A 21,089-nucleotide genomic window follows, 5' to 3' on the forward strand; every position below is an offset into this window, starting at 1 on the left:
ACCGCGAGCTCGACCCCCGGAGCCGTGTCCGGGGGCGACGGGCGGACTTTGCGATCGCGTGACAGACCGGCCGTTCGGATGGCGCCGCGCGATCCGGGGGGTACCGAGGAGAGCGGCCCCGTCCGCGGGAGCCGCCGTTGCCCCCTGCGCCGAGGAGTTCCGTGTCGCCCCGTCCCGTTCCCGCCGGCCTGCCGCTGCCCGGGGTGGAGGAGACGCCCGTCCGGCGTCGCCGGCGGGGGAGTGCGCTGCTGAAGCTGGTGCTGGCGGTCGTGCTGGGCGGGGCGCTGCTCGCCGGTTTCGCCGTGCCGGTCGTGGGTGGTGCCACGTTCGCGACCCGTACCGGCACGGAGCTGATGCGCCCGGTCGGTGACGAGCTGCTCGACCGCACGCCGCCGGGCAACACCCGCGTGCTCGCCGCGGACGGCTCCCTCATCGCCGAGTTCTACCGGCGCAACCGCACGGTGGTGCCCAGCGAGGCGATCGCCCCGGTGATGAAGGACGCCCTCGTCGCCATCGAGGACAGCCGCTTCTTCTCCCACAGCGGCGTCGACGGCAAGGGGCTCGCCCGCGCCCTGCTGCGCAACCTGAGCGCCGGCGAGGTGGTCGAGGGCGGCTCCACCCTCACCCAGCAGCTGGTCAAGCAGATCCGGCTGCAGACGGCGACCAACCCCGACGCGCGGCAGGCCGCCACCGACGAGAGCATCGGCCGCAAGCTGCGGGAGGCCCAGCTCGCCCTGGCGCTGGAGCAGGAGTACACCAAGGACGAGATCCTCACCCGGTACCTGAACCGGGTCTACTTCGGCGCCGGTGCCTACGGCGTCGCCGCGGCGGCCGAGACCTACTTCGGCGTGACGCCGGACGCGCTGACGCTCGCCCAGGCGGCCACGCTCGCCGGCCTGGTGCAGAGCCCTGCGGAGTACGACCCGTTCGTCGCCGTCGACCGGGCCACCGAGCGCCGCGACGTCGTCCTCGCGCGGATGGCCGAGCTGGGTCTGGCCGACCAGGCCGCCGTCCAGGAAGCCCGCAGCGCCCCGGTCGTCCTGACGCCCGGGGAAGGGGCGCCGCGCGGCTGCCGCGAGGTGCGGCTCGGTGCGTTCTTCTGCGACTACGCGCTCAGCTACCTGACCGGAACCCTGGGCATCTCGCGCGAGCGGATCGAGACCGGGGGCCTCACCGTCGAGACGACGCTGGACCCGGCGATGCAGCAGGCGGGGGACGCCGCCGTCCTGGGAGCCCTGGCCCGGGAGGACTCCCGCGCCGGCATCTACACCGCGGTGGAGCCCGGCACCGGCCGGGTGCTCGCCATGGCGGTGAACCGGATCTTCGGCGCCGCCGAGGGCGACCCGACGCAGACGACGGTCAACCTCAACGTCGTGGCCGGTCAGGGCACCGGGTCGACCTACAAGGTGTTCACCGCGGCCGCCGCCCTCGAGCAGGGCTTCGGGCTCGACCACGTCATCACCACGCCCGACCCGTACGTGTCGACGGTCTACCGCGACGGCGACGGGCCCTACGACGTCGAGAACGCCGGCCGCTACCGCCAGCGGCTGGACATGGAGCAGGCGCTCTACATGTCCTCGAACACCTACTTCCTGGCGCTGGAGGACCAGCTGGGCAGCGTGGAGGCGCCGGTGCGCATGGCGCAGCGGCTGGGGCTGGCCTCTCTGGACCCGGTCGCCGACCAGGTCATCGCGGAGAACCGCGGCTCGTTCACCTTCGGCGCCGAGGCGACCAGCCCACTGCACCTGGCGAATGCCTACGCGACCCTCGCCGCCGGGGGTACCCGCTGCGCGCCGACGCCGATCCACCGCGTCCTCGACCGCGATGGCCAGCCGCTGCTCGGTGAGGACGGGCAGCCGCTCGGGGGCCCTCGGTGCGAGAGCGAGGTGGTGGCGCCGGGGCTGGCGCACACGATCACCCAGGCCCTGCGCAAGGACGTCGAGCCGGGGCATCCGGGGCAGACCGGCCGCCGCGCCTACGTCCCCGGGCACCAGATCGCCGGGAAGACCGGGACCACGCAGGACAACTTCTCCGTCACCTTCGTCGGGTACACCCCGCAGGTGGCGGCCAGCGTGATGGTCTACAACCCGGTGGAGAACCAGGACGTCGGCGGCTTCGGCGGCGGCGTGCCGGCCCGGATCTGGCACGACGCCATGCAGCCGATCCTCAGCGCGCGGGAGCCGGTCCCCTTCCCGCCGGCCGATCCGTTCTACGTGGAGGGGACGCGGGAGACGGTGCCCGCCGGTTGCGTCGGCCGGTCCGCCGACCGCTGCCGCGGCCTGCTGGGCTCACGGGACCTGGGCGCGACCGTGGTGGCCGTCGACAGCGGCCGCCCGCCGGGTGTCGTCGTCGGCGTCGACCCCGGTCCGGGGGCGATCCTCGACCGGAGCCGGCCGGTGACGGTGCTGGTCAGCAACGGCGCCTGGTGGGCCCCGCCGCCGCCGCCTCCGCCTCCGCCGCCGCCTCCGCCGCCGCCGCCTCCGCCGCCGCCTCCTCCGCCGCCGCCGCCGCCGCCTGCGCCGGAGCCCCCTCCGCCGCCCCCGCCGGCACCCGAGCCGCCGCCGGCGCCCGAGCCCCCGCCTGCGCCGGAGCCCCCGCCGCCTCCGCCGCCGGCCGAGCCGGAGACGCCGCAGCCGCCTCCGCCGCCTCCGCCGCCGGCCGAGCCGGAGACGCCGCAGCCGCCTCCGCCGCCGTCGGAACCGCCCCCGCCGCCGTCGGAACCCGAGCCGCCGCAGCCACCGGCCGAGCCGGAGCCGCCGCAGCCACCGTCGGAGCCGCCTACGGAGCCGACGACGCCGCCGGACGCGGTGCGGTGAGCAGCGGTGCGGTGAGCAGCGGTGCGCTGAGCAGCGGTGCGGCGGAAAGGGGGCGGGGGGCCGGTCCTGGCGGTCTGGCCGCGTTGGTCGGTCTACCCAGCAGTGGGTAGCCACTGTTTCCCGGCTTCCCCCGCCCGCCCCTACTGTGACCCAGGCCACAGCCATCGTCAACCCGCGGCACGGGACCGTCCGGACTCAGACCCGACGGAGGACGTCCGGGCTGAGCTGGTCGACGGCGGTGTGCCCTGTCAGGCCCAGCGTGAGGTCGAACTCCCCGACCACGTCCTCGACGACCTGGCGCACCCCCGCCTCGCCCGCGAGCGCGAGACCCCACGCGAACGGCCGCCCGAGCAGCACGGCACGGGCACCCAGCGCGACGGCGGTGAAGACGTCGGCGCCGCTGCGGATGCCGCTGTCGAGCAGCACCGGCGCACGGTCGTCCACCGCCGCGACGACGTCGGGCAGCGCGTCGAGCGCCGCGATCGACCGGTCGACCTGCCGCCCGCCGTGGGTGCTCACGACGATGCCGTCCATGCCCTCGTCCAGCGCGCGTCGCGCGTCGTCGGGGTGCAGCACGCCCTTGAGCAGGATCGGCAGCTTCGTGCGGGAGCGCAGCCAGGCCAGGTCGTCCCAGCTGATCGAGGGCCGCGAGTAGATGGCCAGGAAGGTCTCGACGGCCGCGCGGGGGAGCGGGGAGCGCAGGTTCTCCCGGAACGGGCCCGGCCAGGCGCGGGCCATCGTCACCAGTGCCCGCACCGCCGCGGGGGTGGGCCGGGGCTGCGGCTCCCGGGGGCCGGCAGCGGCCGCGCGCTCCTCGACCAGGCGCCGGAACACCGGGTCGGAGGTGTACTGCGCGATGCCCTTGCCCAGCGCGAAGGGGAGGTGGCCCAGGTCGAGGTCGCGCGGACGCCAGCCGAGCATCGTGGTGTCGAGGGTGACCACCAGGGCCTCGCAGCCGGCCGTCTCGGCGCGGTGGACCAGGCTCTCCACGAGCTCGTCGGAGGTCGACCAGTACAGCTGGAACCACCGCGGTGAGCCGTCCATCGCGGCCGCGCACTCCTCCATGGAGCGCGAGCCCTGGTTGGAGAACACCATCGGCACGCCGGTGGCGGCGGCGGCCCGCGCGACGGCCAGGTCGGCCTCCGGGTGCACCAGTTCCAGCGCACCGACCGGCCCGAGCAGCAGCGGGGCGGGCAGCCGGCGTCCGAACAGCTCCACGGAGGTGTCCCGGGCGCTCGCGTCGCGCAGCACCCGGGGGACCACGGCCCACCGGTCGAAGGCGGCCCGGTTGGCGCGCTGGGTCGCCTCGTCGCCGGCGCCGCCCGCGACGTAGGCGTAGGCGCGGGCGTCCAGCGCCCGCTTCGCGCGCTCCTGCAGCCGGCGGATGCCGACCGGCACCCGCGGGGAGCGGCCGTACACGCCGGCCCGGTACACCTCGTTCTGCCGCCGTCGGCCGGCACCTGCTTCGTCCACGCGGCCACCGTAGTGACCCGCCTCACGGGCGACGAGGCAGGGCGGGGCGATCGACCCGGGCGGAGGTGGGATCGGCCGATTCCGGGTAGCGCGCGGGATGGATTCAGGGGGCGCTGCGGTTCCCCCGGACGGGTGGTCGGCGGGTATCTCGCGACACGCCGCGCGACACGCGCGACACGCGCGTAACGGGCTAGCAACGAAGCGTCACTTCCGTCATCATCTGGAACTCGAGCGCATCGGAAAGGAGGGGGCAGGGCTGAACAGCGGTTTCGGGCAGATCGCCGGGCCGACGTGGACGGCGTCGGCGCGGGTGGCCCGCGGTGCCCTCCCCGCCGGTGTGGTGACCGGCCTCCTCGTGGTCCTCCTCGGCATCGCCGTCTCCGGTGCCGCCCCGGCGCGTGCGGTCGACGACCCCACCCGTCCCGACGCCCGGGTGACCCACGGACCCAGCTGCCGCCCCGGCGGCATCGTGGTCGAGGTCGTCGCGGGCAACGCCCCCTACAGCGTGGTCCTCGCCACCGTGCGGACGCCGTCCGGTGAGGACGAGGCAGTCCTGGAGCCCTTCGCGAGCGTGGTGCTGCGCACCGGCGACGTCGCTCCCGGCGAGACCATCGACCCGCGGCTGGTGTTCACCGCCCGCGACGGCTCGGGGCCGGCCTTCGTCGACGAACTGGCCGACTACACGCTCACCCGGCCCACGGTCGAGGACTGCGAGGCGGCCATGTCCCCGCCGCCCCCGCCGCCGGCGCCGCCCACCGCCAGGGTGGAGGCCGCCGAGCCGGCACCTCCGCCGTCGGCCGGGTCGGGCACCGGCACGCCGCACACCCCCGGCACGACGACGGCACCGGCCCCGACCACCGGCCGCGCCGGCGCACCGACGAGCCCCGAGCCCACCACCGGCGGTCGGGCGCCGCGCACCTCCGACGCCGCGGGGGCGGTCGTCCCGGCCGGATCCGTGGGTGGGGGCGCCCAGGTGCAGGCCGGCGGCACGGTCGTCCTGCGCGGCGCCGGCTTCATCCCCGGCGAGCGGGTGGACGTCCTGCTCCACGGCGGCGAGACCGTGCTGGCCAGCGCCACCGCGGACCCCGCCGGGGAGATCCGTGTCGATGTGCGCATCCCCGAGACGGCAGCGGCGGGCCCCGCGACGCTCGACCTGGTCGGGGCCGACTCCGCGGTGGGCACGAGCGTCGCCCTGCAGGTGGCGGCCGCCGCCGAGGAGGCCGCGACCGCTCGCGGGGTCCTCTCGCTGGCGTCGCTGACCATCGCCGCCGTGGCGCTGGTGGCCACCGCCGCGGGGCTGGTCTCGGTCGCCGGGCGCCAGCACGCCGGCCGACGCGCCGTGGGTTCGGTCTCCGCGGGCTGAGGTCGGTTTCACCGTCGCCCGATCAGGGGACCCTGACCGAGTGCCACTGTCCGAGGACGCGCTCGCGCGCGGCGTCCCCCGGGACGCCGCCGCTCTTCCCGGAGCCGCTCCCCGCCCCGCCGAGACGTGGTTGCGCATCGTCCAGGTGCACGACCACATCACCCGGCGGGTCGACTCGGCGCTCCACCGCCACCACGACCTCTCCCTCACCGGCTTCGAGGCGCTGCGGCGCATCGCGGAGTCGCCGGGGGAACGGGCCTCGATGGGAGAGGTTGCCGAGGCCGTCGGCCTCTCCCGGCCCGGCGTCACCAGCACGATCAACCGCCTGGTCGCCCAGGGGCTGGTCATCCGGGAACGGGTGGACGGCGACCGCCGCCTGCTGCACGCCCGGCTCACCGCCGCCGGCCGCGCGCGGGTGACGGCGGCCTGCACCACGCACGACGAGCTCGTCGCCCACCTGCTGACCCTGCTCGGTGACGACGCCACCGTCGTCACCGACGCGCTCGCCCGGGTCTCGGCCGCCACGCGCACCCGCCGCTGACGCCCGCGCCGACCGCGGACGGGCAGGCGGCCGGTCCCGCGTACGGTGCCCCCATGGCTGTCCAGGGTGACCTCCGCCACGCATGGTCCGAGCGGGTGGGGGGTGCGGCGTGAACGGCGCGCAGGCCCTCATCCGCACGCTCGTCGACGGTGGGGTCGACGTCTGCTTCGGCAACCCGGGCACCTCGGAGATGCACTTCGTCGCCGCGCTCGACACCGTCCCCGAGATGCGCGGCGTCCTGTGCCTGTTCGAGGGCGTGGCGACGGGCGCCGCGGACGGCTACGGCCGGATGACCGGCCGGCCGGCCGGCGTCCTCCTCCACCTCGGGCCGGGGCTGGCCAACGGCCTGGCCAACCTGCACAACGCCCGCCGCGCGGCGACGCCGATGGTCCCGGTCGTCGGTGACCACGCCGGCTACCACAAGCAGTACGACTCCCCGCTGGACTCCGACATCGACGCGCTCGCCGGCACGGTGTCCCGGTGGGTGCGCCGATCCGAGACCTCCGCGGACGTGGCACGCGACGCGGCGGAGGCGATCGCCGCGGCCCGCACGGCCCCCGGCGGGATCGCCACGCTGATCCTGCCCGCCGACGTCTCCTGGTCCGAGGGGGCCGCGCCCGCGGCGCCGCAGCCGGCGGGCGGACCGCGGCCGGTGCCGGAGGACGCCGTCGCCGGCGTCGCCGCGCTCCTGACCTCCGGTGAGCCCTGCGCGATCCTGGTCGGCGGGGCGGCGACGCGGGAGGCGGGGCTGCGGGCCGCCGGCCGGGTCGCGCGGGCCGCCGGGGCCCGGCTGTTCTGCGAGACCTTCCCGGCGCGGCTGGAGCGCGGGGCCGGCCTGCCGCCCGTCGAGCGCCTGCCCCGCGTCGGGCAGCAGGTGGCAGCGCGCCTGGCCGGCGTCCGTCACCTCGTCTGCGTCGGAGCGCGCCCGCCGGTGGAGTTCTTCGCCTACCCCGACCGCCCCAGCAGCTTGGTCCCCGAGGGGTGCGCGGTGCACGTGCTCGCCGAGGGAGCGGACGACGTCGTCGGCGCGCTCGACCGGCTGGCAGATCTCGTGGCCCCGGGCGTGGAGCCCGACCTGCAGCCCCTGCAGCGGCCCGACCTGCCCACCGGGCCGCTCACCCCGGACGCCGTGGGCGCGGCGCTGGGTGCCCTCCTGCCCGAGGGGGCGGTCGTGGTCGACGAGGGGGTCACCTCCACCCGGCAGATGCCCGTCCCGACCGCCGGTGCACCGCGGCACGACTGGCTGACCCTCACAGGGGGCGCGATCGGCCAGGGCCTCCCGGTCGCCACCGGGGCCGCGGTCGCCGCCCCGGAGCGGCGGGTCGTCTGCCTCGAGGGCGACGGCAGCGCCATGTACACCATCTCGGCGCTGTGGACCCAGGCGCGCGAGCAGCTCGACGTGACCACGGTCGTGTTCAGCAACCGGTCCTACCGCATCCTCGAGGGCGAGCTCCGCAACGTCGGGGCGGAGGCCTCCGGGCCGCGCTCCAGGGACCTCCTGGAGCTCAGCCGGCCGGATCTGGACTTCGTCTCGCTGGCCGCCGGGATGGGCGTCCCGGGCAGCCGGGCGACGACGGCGGAGGAGTTCGTCGAGCAGTTCCGCCGGGCGGTCACCGAGCCCGGACCGCACGTGATCGACGCCGTGCTGACCGTGCCCTGACCGAGTCCGGATCGTTGCCTTTTCGAGGCGCTGGGGATCGGCCCCTGTGCTTGTATCCAAGTGGTCCACACCACCGAGCGGGCGCGACCCGGGTGTGGCGAACCGGTCAGTGGTGACCGTTGGGGGGAAGAAGCATGCGCATCTCGGCAGGCCTCGCAGGCGTGGCACTGATCGGTCTGGTCGCCGCCTGCGGCGGTGAGGACGGCGGCGGCGGCACCGCTGCCGAGGGCGGCGGGGGCGGCGACGCGTCGTCGTACCCGACCGAGTCGATCCGCATGATCGTGCCCTACGGCGCCGGCGGGCCGACCGACCTGACCACCCGCACCGTCGGCGCCTGCATCGAGGAGGAGCTCGGGCAGACCGTCGTCGTCGAGAACCTCCCGGGTGGCTCCGGCGCCCTGGCGACGACCGAGCTCGTCGCCGCCGAGCCCGACGGGTACACCCTCTCCCTGGTCACCGCGGGCACCATGGTGCTGACCCCGCTGGCCAACGAGGTGGGCTACACCAAGGACGACATCACGCCCGTCGGCGTCATGACCGAGGTGCCGTCGGTGCTGGCGGTGGGGGAGAACTCGCCGTACGCCACCGCGGAGGACTTCTTCGCCGCGGTCGAGGCGCAGCCGGGGACCGTCACCGTGGGTACACCCGGCGCCTCCACGCCCCAGGCCATCGAGCTGCAGCGGCTGGCCGAGGAGCACGGCGTCCAGGTCACCGCGGTGCCGTTCAACGGCAACGCCGAGATGACCACCGCCCTCCTCGGCGGGAACGTCGACGCCGTGCTCATCAACGCCTCGAGCGACGTCGTCCAGAACATCGAGTCGGGCGCCTTCGTCCCGCTCGTGGCCTCGCCCGAGGAGCGGCTGTCCTGGCTGCCCGACACCCCGACGTTCACCGAACTGGGCTACGACGGCCTGACCCTCTCCGGTTCGACGTTCGGCCTCGCCGGCCCGGCCGGGCTGCCCGACGACGTCGTCTCGACGCTGGAGGACACCCTGCAGACCTGCCTGGACAAGCCCGAGGTGCAGCAGACGCTGGGCGAGGAGTACGTCCTCGAGGAGTTCGCCGGCGCCGAGGAGCTCGGCGGGGTCCTCGACCGCACGCAGGAGGTCTACGAACCGATCCTCGGCTGACCCCATCCCCGTACGACCCGCCCCCGACCACCGGAGGAACCCATGCGCCGTACCCGCTCGACCTGGCCCGCGCTGATCGCCGCGTCCGTGCTCTCCCTCGCCGCCTGCGGCGGGACCGAGGACGCCGGCACCGAGGACTCGGCGGAGGCCGCGCCGGACTACCCGACCGAAACCATCAACCTGATCGTCCCCTACGCCGCCGGTGGCCCGACCGACCTGGCCGGGCGCACCATCGGCAGCTGCATCGAGGAGGAGCTGGGCCAGACCGTCGTCGTGGAGAACCGCGAGGGCGCCTCCGGCTCGGTCGGCATGCAGGCGATGATCGCCGGCGGGAACGACGGGTACACCCTGTCGCTGATCGCGGTGCCGGCCTCGGCCACCAACCCGCTGCAGGACGACGTCGGCTACACCAACGAGGACTACGTCCCCATCGCCGCGGTCACCGAGATCCCCTCGGCCCTCATCGTCGGGGAGGGCTCGCAGTTCACCACCGCCGAGGAGTTCTTCACCTACGCCGAGGAGAACCCGGGCGAGCTCAACGTCGGGGTCCCCGGCACCACGACGTCGCAGGCCATGGAGCTGCGGCGGCTGGCCGAGGAGTACGGCATCGAGGTCACGGCCGTGCCGTTCACCGGGAACGCCGAGATGACGACGGCGATCCTCGGCGGCAACGTCGACGCCATCTTCATCAACAGCTCGCAGGACGTGCTGGAGAACATCGACGCCGGCAGCTTCCTGCCGCTGGCGGTCAGCCCGGCCGAGCCCGTGGACTACATCGACGCGCCGACCCTGGCCGAGTCCGGCTTCCCGGAGCTCACCAACAGCGTGTCGGTCTTCGGCCTCGCGGCCCCGGCGGGCGTCCCCGACAACGTGGTCTCGACGCTCGAGGAGACGGTCGACACCTGCCTGCAGAAGGACGAGGTGCGCGAGCAGCTCGGGGAGCAGTACGTTCCCGACGAGTTCGTGGACAGCGCCGCCTTCTCCGACCGGATCGACAGCATCATCGAGGCCTACGGGCCGATCCTGCAGGAGTGACCACCCGCAGCCGCGGGGGACCGGCGCCGTCCCGGTCCTCCGCGGCTGCCCGGTCGCGTCCGCACCTTCCCCCGGAGAGTTGATGACGAAGCAGTTGCACCGGCTCGCGCCGCTGATCCTGGTGCTCCTGGGTGTGGCGGGGATGCTGGGCGCCCGCAGCCTGGGCCTCGGTGAGCTGAACGCCCCCGGCCCCGGCCTGTGGCCGTTCATCGTCGCGATGCTGCTCACGGGGACAGGGATCGTGCTGCTCTTCATCGACGACCCCGAGGACTACGAGCCGTGGACCCGCGGCACCCTCGGGATCGCCCTGGGGCTGGCCAGCCTCGCGGTGTTCATCGTCCTCTTCGAGACGATCGGCTTCCTGGTCTCGGCCATCCTGATGCTGCTCTTCTGGCTGCGGATCTTCGCCCGCGAGCCGTGGCGCTGGGCCGTCCCGCTAGCGGTGCTCGGTGCGCTGGCGTTCCACCTCGTCTTCGTCGAGGCGCTGGCCGTACCGTTCCCTGACGGCATCGTCTTCGCACCGGTCGGGAGCTGAGGCATGGGCATCCTCGAAGGCATCGGCCAGGGCTTCTCGGTCGCGCTGGACCCGACGAACCTGCTCTACGTCTTCATCGGCGTGCTCATCGGCACGGTCATCGGTGTGCTGCCGGGCCTCGGGCCGACGGCGACCATCGCGCTGCTGCTGCCGATCACCTACGAGATCGAGCCCGTCACCGCCGTCATCCTGCTGGCGGGCATCTACTACGGGTCGATGTACGGCGGCACGATCACCTCCGTCCTGCTGCAGCTCCCGGGCGAGGCAGCCTCGGTCGTCACCACCTTCGACGGCTACCAGATGGCCAAGCAGGGCAGGGCCGGCCCCGCGCTGGGCATCGCCGCGATCGGCTCCTGGGTGGGCGGCACGGTCTCCGTGATCGGGCTGGTCCTCCTCGCGCCGCCGCTGGCCGACCTGGCGGTCGAGTTCGGTTCCCAGGAGTACGTGGCCCTCACCGCGCTGGGCATCCTGTTGGTCACCTACCTGGGCACCCGGCACCCGGTGAAGAGCCTGTCCATGGCAGCGCTCGGCCTGCTGCTGGCCACGGTCGGGCAGGACCTGATCACCGGGACCAACCGCTTCACCTTCGGGTCGATCTCGCTGTTCGACGGCTTCGACTTCGTCGCCGTGGCGATGGGGCTCTTCGGCGTCGGCGAGATCCTCTACAACGTCGAGAAGACCGAGAAGGCGCAGGCGCTCAAGAGCAAGATTTCCAACATCTGGCCCAGCCGCAAGGACCTCAGGGACTCCTCGGGTGCGATCGCCCGCGGGTCGGTGATGGGCTTCTTCATCGGGGTGCTGCCCGGCGGTGGTGGCGTCATCTCCTCGCTGGCCTCCTACGCGACCGAGAAGCGGCGGGCCAAGGACCCGACCCGGTTCGGCAAGGGCGCCATCGAGGGCGTCGCCGGGCCGGAGACGGCGAACAACGCCTCGTCCACCTCGGCGTTCATCCCGCTGCTCACCCTCGGGATCCCGCCCAACGTGGTCCTGGCCCTGATCTTCGGTGCGCTGCTGATCCAGGGCATCACGCCGGGCCCGCAGCTGATCGACCAGCAGCCCGAGATCTTCTGGGGCGTCATCGCCTCGATGGCCATCGGCAACCTGATGCTGCTGATCCTGAACATCCCGCTCGTCGGTTTCTTCGTCCAGCTGCTGCGGGTGCGCGCGGGCATCCTGGCGGCGTTCGCCCTGCTGGTCACGATGGCCGGCGTCTTCTCGGTGAACAACGACATCTTCGACATGTGGGTCGTGCTGGTCTTCGGCGTCATCGGCTGGCTGATGAAGAAGACCGGTTTCGAGCCCGGCCCGCTGGTGCTGGCCTTCGTCCTGGGCGCGATCCTCGAGTCGAACTTCCGCCGGTCGATGCTGATCTCGGGCGGCGAGTTCTCCACCTTCTTCACCCGCCCCATGTCCGGGACGCTCTTCGCCCTGATGGCCCTGGTGATCATCTGGAGCACCGTCCAGGGCATCCGTCGCCGGCGGCGTCGCAGCCGCCCGTCCACGCCGGGCGAGGAGGACCTCGCGGCGACCGGCACCACCGCCGAGCCCGAGGGCACGCCGGGTGCGGAGAACACCGACGACACGGAGGGCGCTACGACCGGAGCGCCGCGGGACGGGTCAGGCTCGACCGGGGCGACGGGTTCGACCGCCTCGGGGGCGCAGGACGGGGGGCCGGGGCCTGACCGTGGCTGACCGATCCCGGCGGCGGGTACCGCCGCCAGCAGCCGGTCGCTCCGCACCGGCCAGACCATCGGGGGCGCAGTGATCGACAAGCGGGTGGCGTCGCTCGCCGAGGCGGTCGCGGGCGTGCCGGACGGCGCGACCGTCCTCGTGGGCGGGTTCGGTGCCGCCGGCGTGCCGGTCGAGCTGGTGCACGCGCTCCTGGAGCAGGGCGCCCGCGACCTGACGATCGTCACCAACAACGCCGGGAGCGGGGAGACCGACGTCGCCGCGCTCATCCGCGAGCGGCGGGTGCGCAAGATCATCTGCTCGTACCCGCGGTCGGCCGGCTCCATCTGGTTCGAGGAGTTCTACCGGGCGGGGGACATCGAGCTCGAGCTCGTGCCGCAGGGCACCCTCAGCGAGCGGATGCGCGCCGCGGGAGCGGGCCTGGGCGGCTTCTTCACCCCCGCCGGCGCCGACTCGCTGCTGGCCCGCGGCAAGGAGGTGCGCATGATCGCCGGACGGCGGCACGTCTTCGAGGAGCCGCTGCGCGGTGACGTCGCGCTGGTCCAGGCGCTGCGCGCGGACCGCTGGGGGAACCTGGTCTACAACAAGGCGGCCCGGAACTTCGGCCCCACCATGGCCACCGCCGCCGGGCTCACCGTGGTGCAGGTGCGGGAGTTCGTCGAGCTGGGCGAGCTGGACCCCGAGGCCGTCGTGACCCCGGGCATCTTCGTCGACCGGGTCGTCGAGGTGGCGGCATGACCGCGACCCCGCTCTCGCACACCGGCATGGCCGCCCGGGTGGCCCAGGACATCCCCGACGGCTCCTACGTGAACCTGGGCATCGGCATGCCCACGCTGGTCGGCGACGTCGTCTCCGCCGGCAAGGAGATCGTCTTCCACAGCGAGAACGGCATCCTCGGCATGGGGCCCGCACCAGCTGCGGGGGAGGAGGACTGGGAGCTGATCAACGCCGGCAAGGCACCGGTCACGCTGGTTCCCGGCGGCTCCTACTTCCACCACACCGACTCGTTCATGATGATGCGCGGCGGCCACATCGACGTGACCGTGCTGGGCGCCTTCCAGGTCTCCGCGCAGGGCGACCTGGCGAACTGGGCGACCGACGACGCGCACCTGCCCCCGGCGGTCGGCGGCGCGATGGACCTCGCGGTCGGCGCCAAGCGGGTGCTGGTGCTGATGATGCACACCACGCCGGACGGCCGGCCCAAGCTGCTGCCGGAGTGCACCTACCCGCTGACCGCCGCGCAGGTGGTCGACCGCATCTACACGGAGCTCGCGGTCATCGACGTCACCTCCTCGGGCTTCTTGGTGCGCGAGATGGTCGCCGGGCTCACCCGCGAGGAGCTGGAGCGGCGCACCGCTGCGCCGCTGGCCTACGCCGAGGAGGTCGCGGTCCTGGCACCCACCGGCCGCTGACCCGCTCGGGCGCCGCGCCGGACTCCGGCCGGGCCGGGGTGCTTTCCGCCGGTCCGGTACTCGCGGCCGCGCTCGCCGCCGACCTGTTCCCCGGGCCCTACCTGTTCCCTGCGCAGTAGCGTTCTGCCCCGCCGGGGTGGGCAGAGCGCTACTCCTCCCGGAACACCTTCTCCGGCGCGGCCTGCGGCGGCGGTTGGCCGGCGTCGTCGACCCCGTTCCCGGCGGTGCTGCGCCGGGATGGTGCTTCGGCGCCGCGGGGCGCCGTACCTGTCCTGCGGGCAGTGGCCCTCTGCCCCGCCGGGGTGGGCAGAACGCTACTGCCCTGGGGCACCTCCCACGGTCGCGCCCGTCTCTGGCAGGTGGTCCGGTCCGGGCTCCGGCGGGCGCGGGCGCAGCGCCCGGGGTTCCCCGTCCACCTGCCGGCCGCGGACACTTCAAGCCCGTAGTGTTTCGCCGGTACGAGAACGGGCAGGACGCGATCATGCTCGCGCAGTGCACCGTCGTCGTGCCGACGATCGGACGTCCCTCGCTGGACGTCCTGCTCGACGCGCTGGCCGCTGCCCCGGGCCCCCGCCCGGCCGAGCTCGTCGTGGTCGACGACCGCCCCACCGGCGAGCCGCTGGACCCCGACCGCCCCGGCCTGCCGCCGGTCCGCGTGGTGCGCACCGGGGGAGGGGGCCCCGCCCGGGCCCGCAACCTCGGGTGGCGCACCGCCCGCACCGAGTGGATCGCCTTCCTCGACGACGACGTGGTGACCGACCCCGACTGGTACGAGCGGCTCGCGGCCGACCTCGCCGACCTGCCCGACGACGTCGCCGGCAGCCAGGGCCGGGTGCGCGTACCGCTGCCCGAGGACCGCCGGCCCAGCGACTGGGAACGCGGCACCGCGGGGCTGGCCACCTCCAGCTGGATCACCGCCGACCTCGCCTACCGCCGCAGCGCGCTCACCGCGGTCGGCGGCTTCGACGAGCGCTTCCCCCGCGCCTTCCGCGAGGACTCCGACCTCGCCCTGCGGGTCATGGACACCGGCTCCCGGCTGGTGCGCGGGGAGCGGTGGATCACCCACCCGGTCCGGCCCGCGGACCGTTGGGTCAGCGTCCGGGTGCAGGCCGGCAACGCCGACGACGTCCTCATGCGCCGGCTGCACGGGCCAGGCTGGCGGGACCGTGCCGTCGCCGCGCTCGGCCGCCGTCCGCAGCACACCGCGGTCACCGCCGCCGCGCTGGCCGCCGTCGGCCTGGCCGCCGCCGGCCGGCCCCGGGCCGCGCTGGCTGCCGCGGCCGCCTGGGCCGCCGGCACCGCCGAGTTCGCCTGGCGGCGGATCGCGCCCGGCCCGCGCGACCGCGCCGAGGTGACGACGATGCTGGCCACCAGCGCGCTCATCCCGCCGCTGGCCACCTGGCACTGGCTGCGCGGCGTCGTCCAGCACGTGGGCGTGCCGCGCTGGCGCGGCCTGCCCGACCTGGTGCTCCTCGACCGCGACGGCACGCTGGTGCACGACTTCCCCTACAACGGCGACCCGGACTGGGTGCGCCCGGTGGACGGTGCGCAGCAGGCTCTCGACCGGCTGCGCGCCCGTGGCGTGCGGGTCGGCGTGGTGAGCAACCAGTCCGGCGTGGCCCGCGGGCTCATCACCCCCGACCAGGTGGACGCCTGCATGAAGCGGCTCGACGAGCTGCTCGGCCCCTTCGAGACGGTCCAGGTGTGCCCGCACGGTCCGGACGACGGCTGTGCCTGCCGCAAGCCCGCGCCCGGCATGGTGCTGGCCGCCTGCGCCGAGCTCGGCGTCGACCCGGCCCGCTGCGTCGTGATCGGCGACATCGGTGCCGACGTCGAGGCGGCCGCCGCGGCCGGTGCCCGCGGCATCCTGGTGCCCACCCCGGTCACCCGCCGCGAGGAGGTGGCGGCGGCCCCGCAGCGGGCCGCGAGCCTGCCCGACGCGGTCGACGACGTCCTGGCCGGGCTGTGGTGAGCGCCCCGCGGACCGTCCTGGTCGCCCGGCTGGACAACGCCGGCGACGTCCTCCTGCAGGGCCCGCTCGTGCGCGCCGTCGCGCACGGCGCCGGCCGCGTGGTGCTGCTCGCCGGGCCCGCCGGTGCGGCCGCCGCGGAGCTGCTGCCCGGCGTCGACGAGGTGTGGACCTGGTCATGCCCGTGGATCCTCGGCGACCCGCCGCCGGTCGACGCCGACGACCTCGCCGCGCTCACCGACCGCGTGCGGGCGCTCGCGCCCGACGAGGCGGTCGTCTCGACGTCGTTCCACCAGTCGCCCCTGCCCCTGGCGCTGGTGCTGCGGTCGGCGGGCGTGCCCCGCATCTCGGCGATCAGCGTGGACTACCCCGGCACGCTGCTCGACGTCCGCCACCGGGTCGACGACGACCTGCCCGAGTCCGAGCGGGCGCTCTCCCTGGCCCGAGCGGCCGGGTTCGAGCTCCCGCCCGGGGACGAGGGCCGGCTGGAGGTGCGCCGACCCCTGCCCCCGGTGGCGCACCGACCCGGCTACGTCGTCCTGCACCCCGGCGCCTCCGTGCCGGCGCGCGCGTGGCCCGCGCAGCGCTGCGCCGAGGCGGTCGAGGCGCTCGCCGACGCCGGACACCGGGTGCTGGTCACCGGTGGGCCGGGGGAGCGGGCGCTCACCGCCGCCGTGGCCGGGAACCGCGGCGTCGACCTCGGCGGGGCGACCTCGCTGGCCGAGATGGCTGCGCTGCTCGACGGCGCCGCGGCGGTCGTCGTCGGCAACACCGGCCCGGCGCACCTGGCCGCCGCCGTCGGCACCCCCGTCGTCTCGCTGTTCTCGCCGGTGGTCCCCGCCGCCCGCTGGGCGCCCTACGGCGTGCCCAGCGTGCTGCTGGGCGACCAGTCGGCACCCTGCGCCGGCACCCGGGCCCGCGAGTGCCCCGTGGCCGGCCACCCCTGCCTCACCGAGGTGACCGCGTCCGACGTGGTCGCCGCGGTGGAGAAACTGCTCACGGTCCAGCAGCCGGCCGTCGACCGCATCCCTGCCGCAGCCCGAGAGGCGGCGACGAGCATCCAGGTGAGAGCGTGAAGATCCTGATCTGGCACGTGCACGGCTCCTGGACGACGGCGTTCGTCCAGGGTCGCCACGAGTACCTGCTCCCGGTGACCCCGGGACGCGACGGCGACGGCCTGGGCCGGGCCCGGACGTGGGACTGGCCGGTTTCGGCGCGGGAGGTCACCCCCGCCCAGCTGCGGGAGGAGGAGCAGCCCGACGTCGTCGTGCTGCAGCGCCGGCGCGATCTCGAGCTGTGCCGCGAGTGGCTCGGGCGCGAGCCCGGCCGCGATCTGCCGGCGGTGTTCCTCGAGCACAACGCGCCCGGCCTGGAGCCTGGTGACGGACCGGTCCCGCACACCCGGCACCCGGTCGCCGACCGCGACGACATCCCGATCGCGCACGTCACGCACTTCAACGAGCTGTTCTACGACAACGGCCGGGCGACGACGACGGTGATCGAGCACGGCATCGTCGACCCGGGGGAGCGGTGGACCGGCGAGCTGGCCCGCGCCGCCGTCGTCACCAACGAGCCGGTCCGCCGGGGGCGCACCGTCGGCGCCGACCTGCTGCCCGGCCTCGCCGCGGCCGCGCCGCTCGACGTCTTCGGCATGGGGCTCACCGGCCTGCACGAGCAGTACGGGCTGGACCCGGCGCGGGTGACCCTGTTCGACGATCCGCCCCAGCACGCCATGCACGCCGAGCTCGCCCGCCGCAGGCTGTACGTGCATCCGGTGCGCTGGACGTCGCTGGGCCTCTCGCTGCTGGAGGCCATGCACCTGGGCATGCCGGTGGTCGCGCTGGCCACCACCGAGGTGGTCGAGGCGGTGCCCACCGAGGCCGGGGTGGTCTCCACCCGACCCGAACGGCTGTGGGCCGCCGTGCGCGAGTTCCTGAACGACGAGGACGCCGCCCGGCTGGCCGGCAAGGCCGCGCGCGCCGCCGCCCTGGAGCGCTACGGCCTCGACCGTTTCCTGCGCGACTGGGACGCGCTGCTCGAGGAGGTGACCCGATGAGGACCGACCAGCTGGGTCCGTACCGGTTCAAGATCGACCTGGTGTCCGAGCACGCCAGCCCGCTCGCCGCCATCGGCGGCGTCGACGCCGGCGGGCAGAACGTGCACGTCGCGGCCCTCGCCGCGGGGCTCGCGCAGCGCGGGCACGAGGTCACCGTGCACACCCGCCGGGACGACGCGTCGCTGCCCGAGCGGGTCGTGGTGCAGGACGGCTACAACGTCGTCCACGTCACCGCGGGGCCGGCCGAACCGCTGCCCAAGGACGAGCTGCTCCAGCACATGCCCGCCTTCGCGCGGGTGCTGCGGCACGGCTGGGCGGCGCAGCCCCCCGACGTCGTGCACGCGCACTTCTGGATGAGCGGCCTGGCCTCGGTGGAGGCGTCGGCCAGCCTGCTCGCCCCCGTGCCGGTGCTGCAGACCTTCCACGCCCTGGGCTCGGTCAAGCGCCGGCACCAGGGCGACGCCGACACCTCCCCGGCCGAGCGGATCGACCTCGAGCGCGGGCTCTGCCGCGACGTGGCCCACGTGGTGGCCACCTGCTCCGACGAGGTGTTCGAGCTGCGCCGCCTGGGGCTTCCCAGCGACCGCGTCTCGATCGTGCCCTGCGGCGTCGACACCGCGGTGTTCACGCCCCGCGGCCCGGTGGCCCCGCGGGGTGAGCGGCAGCGGCTGCTGGTCCTCGGCCGGCTGGTCGAGCGCAAGGGCCAGGACGACGCCGTCCGGGCGCTGCGCGCGGTGCCCGACGCCGAGCTCGTCGTGGTCGGCGGCCCCCCGGCCGGGGAGCTCGACGCCGACCGCGAGGTGCGCCGGCTGCGCGCCATCGCCGGCGAGGCCGGGGTCGCCGACCGCCTGGTGTTCACCGGGGCCGTCGCCCGTGCCGACGTCCCGGCCTGGATCCGCTCGGCCGACGTCGTCCTCGCCGTCCCCTGGTACGAGCCCTTCGGCATCACGCCGCTGGAGGCGATGGCCTGCGCCCGGCCCGTCGTGGCCACGGCCGTCGGCGGGCTGCAGGACACCGTCGTCGACGGGGTCACCGGCGACCTCGTCCCGGCGCGCGAGCCCGAGCGCCTCGGCGCGGTGCTCGCCGCGCTGCTCGCCGACGACGAGCGCCGCACCGCCTACGGCGCCGCGGGCGTGAAGCGGGCCCGCACCCGCTACCGCTGGGCCCGCGTCGTCGCCGACACCGAAACCGTCTACCGCCAGGTGCTCACCCGGCACCGTCCCGTGGAGGTCGCCAGGTGATGTGCTCGACAGCACGGCGAAGCCGTCCCGTTCCTACACCGGAGGTGGGTCGATGAGCGTCACCCCGCACTCCTTCTTCGAGAACGTCGTGGCGCAGCGCGACGTCCCGGCGCCGGACACCTGCACCCACCTGACCGGGGCCGACCACGTCGCCTCGCTGCGGAACGCGCTGCGCTCGCTGGAGGACCAGTTGCCGGCGCTCGACCGCTGGGGCCGGCTGCTGGCCGACGTCCTCTGCGGGCCGTCCCGCGGCCGGCTGCTGGCCGCAGGCAACGGCGGGAGCGCCGCCCAGGCCCAGCACCTCACCGCCGAGCTGGTGGGCCGCTACCGCGCCGACCGCCCGCCCTTCTCGGCCATCTGCCTCACCGCGGAGACCTCCTCGCTGACCGCGATCGCCAACGACTACCCGGCCGACGAGCTGTTCGCCCGGCAGGTGGAGGCCCACGGCCGGGCGGGTGACGTGCTGGTCCTGCTGTCGACGTCGGGCCGCTCGCCCAACGCGGTCGCCGCCGCCCGGCGGGCCCGCGAGTGCGGCATCACGACGCTGGCGATCACCGGGCCGGCGCCGAACCCGCTGGCCGCCGCGGCCGACGACGCGGTCTGCATCGACTCCCCGTGGACCGCCACCGTGCAGGAGTGCCACCTGGCCGCCCTGCACCTGGTCTGCGCCGCCTTCGACGCGGCCGTGCTCGCCGCCCCGCCGCGGGTGCCCGCGGGGCCGTCGTTCGAGGCGGCGACGTGAGCGCCCGGCCGCTGGTCGTCGTCGGGGACGCGCTGCTCGACGTCGACCTGGTCGGCACCGCGTCGCGGCTGACCCCCGACGCCCCGGTGCCCGTGGTCGAGGACGTCGAACGGCGGGAACGCCCGGGGGGCGCCGCGCTCGCGGCGGTCATCGCGGCCGCGGCGGGGTCCCGCGAGGTGGTGCTCGTGGCGCCGCTGGACTCCGACGAGGACGCCGACCGGTTGCGCGCCCTGCTCGCCAGCCGCGTCCGCCTGGTCGAGATCCCGGCCACCGGGGGCACCGCCGTGAAGCAGCGGGTGCGCGTCGGCGACCACTCCGTTGCCCGGCTGGACAGCGGCGCGGCGGTCGCCGTGCTCGGCGAGCTCCCCGCCGCGGCCGCCGCCGCGATCCGCGACGCCGCCGCCGTCCTCGTCGCCGACTACGGCCGGGGGACGACGGTCGACCCGGCGGTGCGCGCGGCCCTGGCCGAGGCCCGCGGCCCCGTCGTCTGGGACCCGCACCCGCGGGGCGCCGACCCGGTGCCCAGCGCCCGCCTGGTCACGCCCAACGGCGCGGAGGCGGCCCGGGTGGTCCCGGCCGTGGACGGCGAGGGCCTGGCCGCCGTCGGTGCCCGAGCGGAGGCGCTCATCCGGCACTGGGGCGTGGGCGCGGTCGCGGTGACGATGGGCGCCCGCGGCGCGCTGCTCTCGTACGGCACCGGTGCACCGATGGTCGTGCCCGCGGTCGCGGTCACCGGCGGTGACCCCTGCGGCGCCGGGGACTCCTTCGCCGCCGCCGCGGCGCTGGCCCTCGCCGACGGCGCGGTCACCGGCGAGGCGGTGGCCGCCGCGGTGGCCTTCGCCTCGGCGTTCGTCGCCCGCGGGGGAGCGACCGCCTGGGACGCCGACGAGCGGGTCGAGGCGGTGGCCCCCGAGCCCGGCGCCGAGGCCGTCATCGCGCGGGTGCGCGCCGCCGGGGGCACCGTCGTCGCCACCGGGGGCTGCTTCGACCTGCTGCACCCCGGGCACGTCGCCACGCTGCGCGCCGCCCGCGGGCTGGGCGACTGCCTCGTCGTCTGCATCAACTCCGACGACTCGGTGCGCCGGCTCAAGGGCCCGTCGCGGCCGCTGGTGACCGCCCCCGACCGCGCCCGGGTGCTGGAGGCGCTGGAGTTCGTCGACGCGGTGGTGGTCTTCGACGAGGACACCCCCACGCAGGTGCTCGACCGGCTGCGCCCCGACGTCTGGGCCAAGGGCGGCGACTACGCCGGTGCGGACCTGCCCGAGGCCGAGGTGCTGCGCTCCTGGGGTGGACAGGCCGTCGTCCTGCCCTACCTGGACGGCCACTCGACCACGGCCCTGGTCGAGCGCTCGCGCGTATGAGGCACGCCGTGCTGACAGGCATAGGAAGCTTTACGTGTGGATCCGCCCCCGTTTCCGCAGGTAAAG

At 75.3% G+C, this 21,089-nt stretch carries 17 protein-coding genes; 16 read left to right on the top strand and 1 reads right to left on the bottom strand.

From position 1 onward, the window contains the following. Positions 1 to 161 precede the first annotated feature (161 nt). Positions 162 to 2,816 carry a transglycosylase domain-containing protein gene (locus tag BMW62_RS02240; protein WP_244523784.1) on the top strand — a complete coding sequence of 885 codons (2,655 nt, stop codon included), beginning with the start codon at positions 162 to 164 and terminating at the stop codon, positions 2,814 to 2,816. Between the two features lie 195 nt (positions 2,817 to 3,011). Here BMW62_RS02240 and BMW62_RS02245 read toward each other — a convergent pair whose 3' ends face one another. Then, on the bottom strand, positions 3,012 to 4,289 hold the full coding sequence (locus BMW62_RS02245; RefSeq protein WP_091929224.1) for an alpha-hydroxy-acid oxidizing protein: 1,278 nt from the start codon (positions 4,287 to 4,289) through the stop codon (positions 3,012 to 3,014). 340 nt (positions 4,290 to 4,629) lie between these two features. On the opposite strand from BMW62_RS02245, the gene BMW62_RS02250 reads away from it, so the two are divergent. The 15 genes from BMW62_RS02250 to rfaE2 all read left to right on the top strand — a co-directional run bounded on the left by BMW62_RS02250 (position 4,630) and on the right by rfaE2 (position 21,023). Further along, a complete protein-coding gene (locus BMW62_RS02250; protein WP_139206173.1) occupies positions 4,630 to 5,652 on the top strand; it encodes a hypothetical protein in 1,023 nt (340 codons plus the stop codon). Positions 5,653 to 5,692: 40 nt separating this feature from the next. Continuing rightward, entirely contained in the window at positions 5,693 to 6,193 is a 501-nt protein-coding gene (locus BMW62_RS02255; protein WP_091929226.1) for a MarR family winged helix-turn-helix transcriptional regulator, read from the top strand. A 109-nt stretch (positions 6,194 to 6,302) separates the two neighbouring features. Beyond that, positions 6,303 to 7,853 (top strand): acetolactate synthase large subunit, encoded by a 1,551-nt coding sequence (locus BMW62_RS02260; RefSeq protein ID WP_211434945.1) that lies wholly within the window; start codon positions 6,303 to 6,305, stop codon positions 7,851 to 7,853. A gap of 161 nt (positions 7,854 to 8,014) precedes the next feature. Beyond that, positions 8,015 to 8,983, top strand: coding sequence for a tripartite tricarboxylate transporter substrate binding protein (locus BMW62_RS02265; protein WP_244523785.1), 969 nt, complete (start codon positions 8,015 to 8,017; stop codon positions 8,981 to 8,983). A gap of 42 nt (positions 8,984 to 9,025) precedes the next feature. Next, complete coding sequence (locus BMW62_RS02270; protein ID WP_091929229.1) at positions 9,026 to 10,018, top strand: Bug family tripartite tricarboxylate transporter substrate binding protein; 993 nt, start codon at positions 9,026 to 9,028, stop codon at positions 10,016 to 10,018. Positions 10,019 to 10,100: 82 nt separating this feature from the next. After that, positions 10,101 to 10,553, top strand: coding sequence for a tripartite tricarboxylate transporter TctB family protein (locus BMW62_RS02275; protein ID WP_091929230.1), 453 nt, complete (start codon positions 10,101 to 10,103; stop codon positions 10,551 to 10,553). A gap of 3 nt (positions 10,554 to 10,556) precedes the next feature. Next, positions 10,557 to 12,245, top strand: coding sequence for a tripartite tricarboxylate transporter permease (locus BMW62_RS02280; protein WP_091929231.1), 1,689 nt, complete (start codon positions 10,557 to 10,559; stop codon positions 12,243 to 12,245). Between the two features lie 69 nt (positions 12,246 to 12,314). Further along, positions 12,315 to 12,980 carry a 3-oxoacid CoA-transferase subunit A gene (locus BMW62_RS02285; RefSeq protein ID WP_091929232.1) on the top strand — a complete coding sequence of 222 codons (666 nt, stop codon included), beginning with the start codon at positions 12,315 to 12,317 and terminating at the stop codon, positions 12,978 to 12,980. Beyond that, the gene (locus tag BMW62_RS02290) at positions 12,977 to 13,654 is read left to right on the top strand and encodes a 3-oxoacid CoA-transferase subunit B (RefSeq protein ID WP_091929233.1); all 678 of its coding nucleotides are present in this window, start codon (positions 12,977 to 12,979) and stop codon (positions 13,652 to 13,654) included. Before BMW62_RS02285 ends, BMW62_RS02290 begins: the two co-directional genes overlap by 4 nt. 481 nt (positions 13,655 to 14,135) lie before the next feature. Beyond that, positions 14,136 to 15,626 (top strand): HAD-IIIA family hydrolase, encoded by a 1,491-nt coding sequence (locus BMW62_RS02295; RefSeq protein ID WP_091929458.1) that lies wholly within the window; start codon positions 14,136 to 14,138, stop codon positions 15,624 to 15,626. Then, positions 15,623 to 16,699 (top strand): glycosyltransferase family 9 protein, encoded by a 1,077-nt coding sequence (locus BMW62_RS02300; protein ID WP_091929457.1) that lies wholly within the window; start codon positions 15,623 to 15,625, stop codon positions 16,697 to 16,699. Before BMW62_RS02295 ends, BMW62_RS02300 begins: the two co-directional genes overlap by 4 nt. After that, on the top strand, positions 16,696 to 17,679 hold the full coding sequence (locus tag BMW62_RS02305) for a glycosyltransferase (protein WP_091929234.1): 984 nt from the start codon (positions 16,696 to 16,698) through the stop codon (positions 17,677 to 17,679). Before BMW62_RS02300 ends, BMW62_RS02305 begins: the two co-directional genes overlap by 4 nt. Then, a complete protein-coding gene (locus tag BMW62_RS02310; protein WP_091929235.1) occupies positions 17,676 to 18,920 on the top strand; it encodes a glycosyltransferase in 1,245 nt (414 codons plus the stop codon). The genes BMW62_RS02305 and BMW62_RS02310 overlap by 4 nt, the downstream gene beginning before the upstream one ends. A gap of 52 nt (positions 18,921 to 18,972) precedes the next feature. Beyond that, complete coding sequence (locus BMW62_RS02315) at positions 18,973 to 19,662, top strand: D-sedoheptulose-7-phosphate isomerase (protein WP_091929459.1); 690 nt, start codon at positions 18,973 to 18,975, stop codon at positions 19,660 to 19,662. Further along, positions 19,659 to 21,023 (top strand): D-glycero-beta-D-manno-heptose 1-phosphate adenylyltransferase, encoded by a 1,365-nt coding sequence (gene rfaE2, locus BMW62_RS02320; protein WP_091929236.1) that lies wholly within the window; start codon positions 19,659 to 19,661, stop codon positions 21,021 to 21,023. Before BMW62_RS02315 ends, rfaE2 begins: the two co-directional genes overlap by 4 nt. Positions 21,024 to 21,089: the final 66 nt, after the last annotated feature.

Origin of the sequence: Blastococcus sp. DSM 46786 (genome assembly GCF_900109665.1) — a bacterium.
In the GTDB taxonomy this organism is placed as follows: domain Bacteria; phylum Actinomycetota; class Actinomycetes; order Mycobacteriales; family Geodermatophilaceae; genus Blastococcus; species Blastococcus carthaginiensis.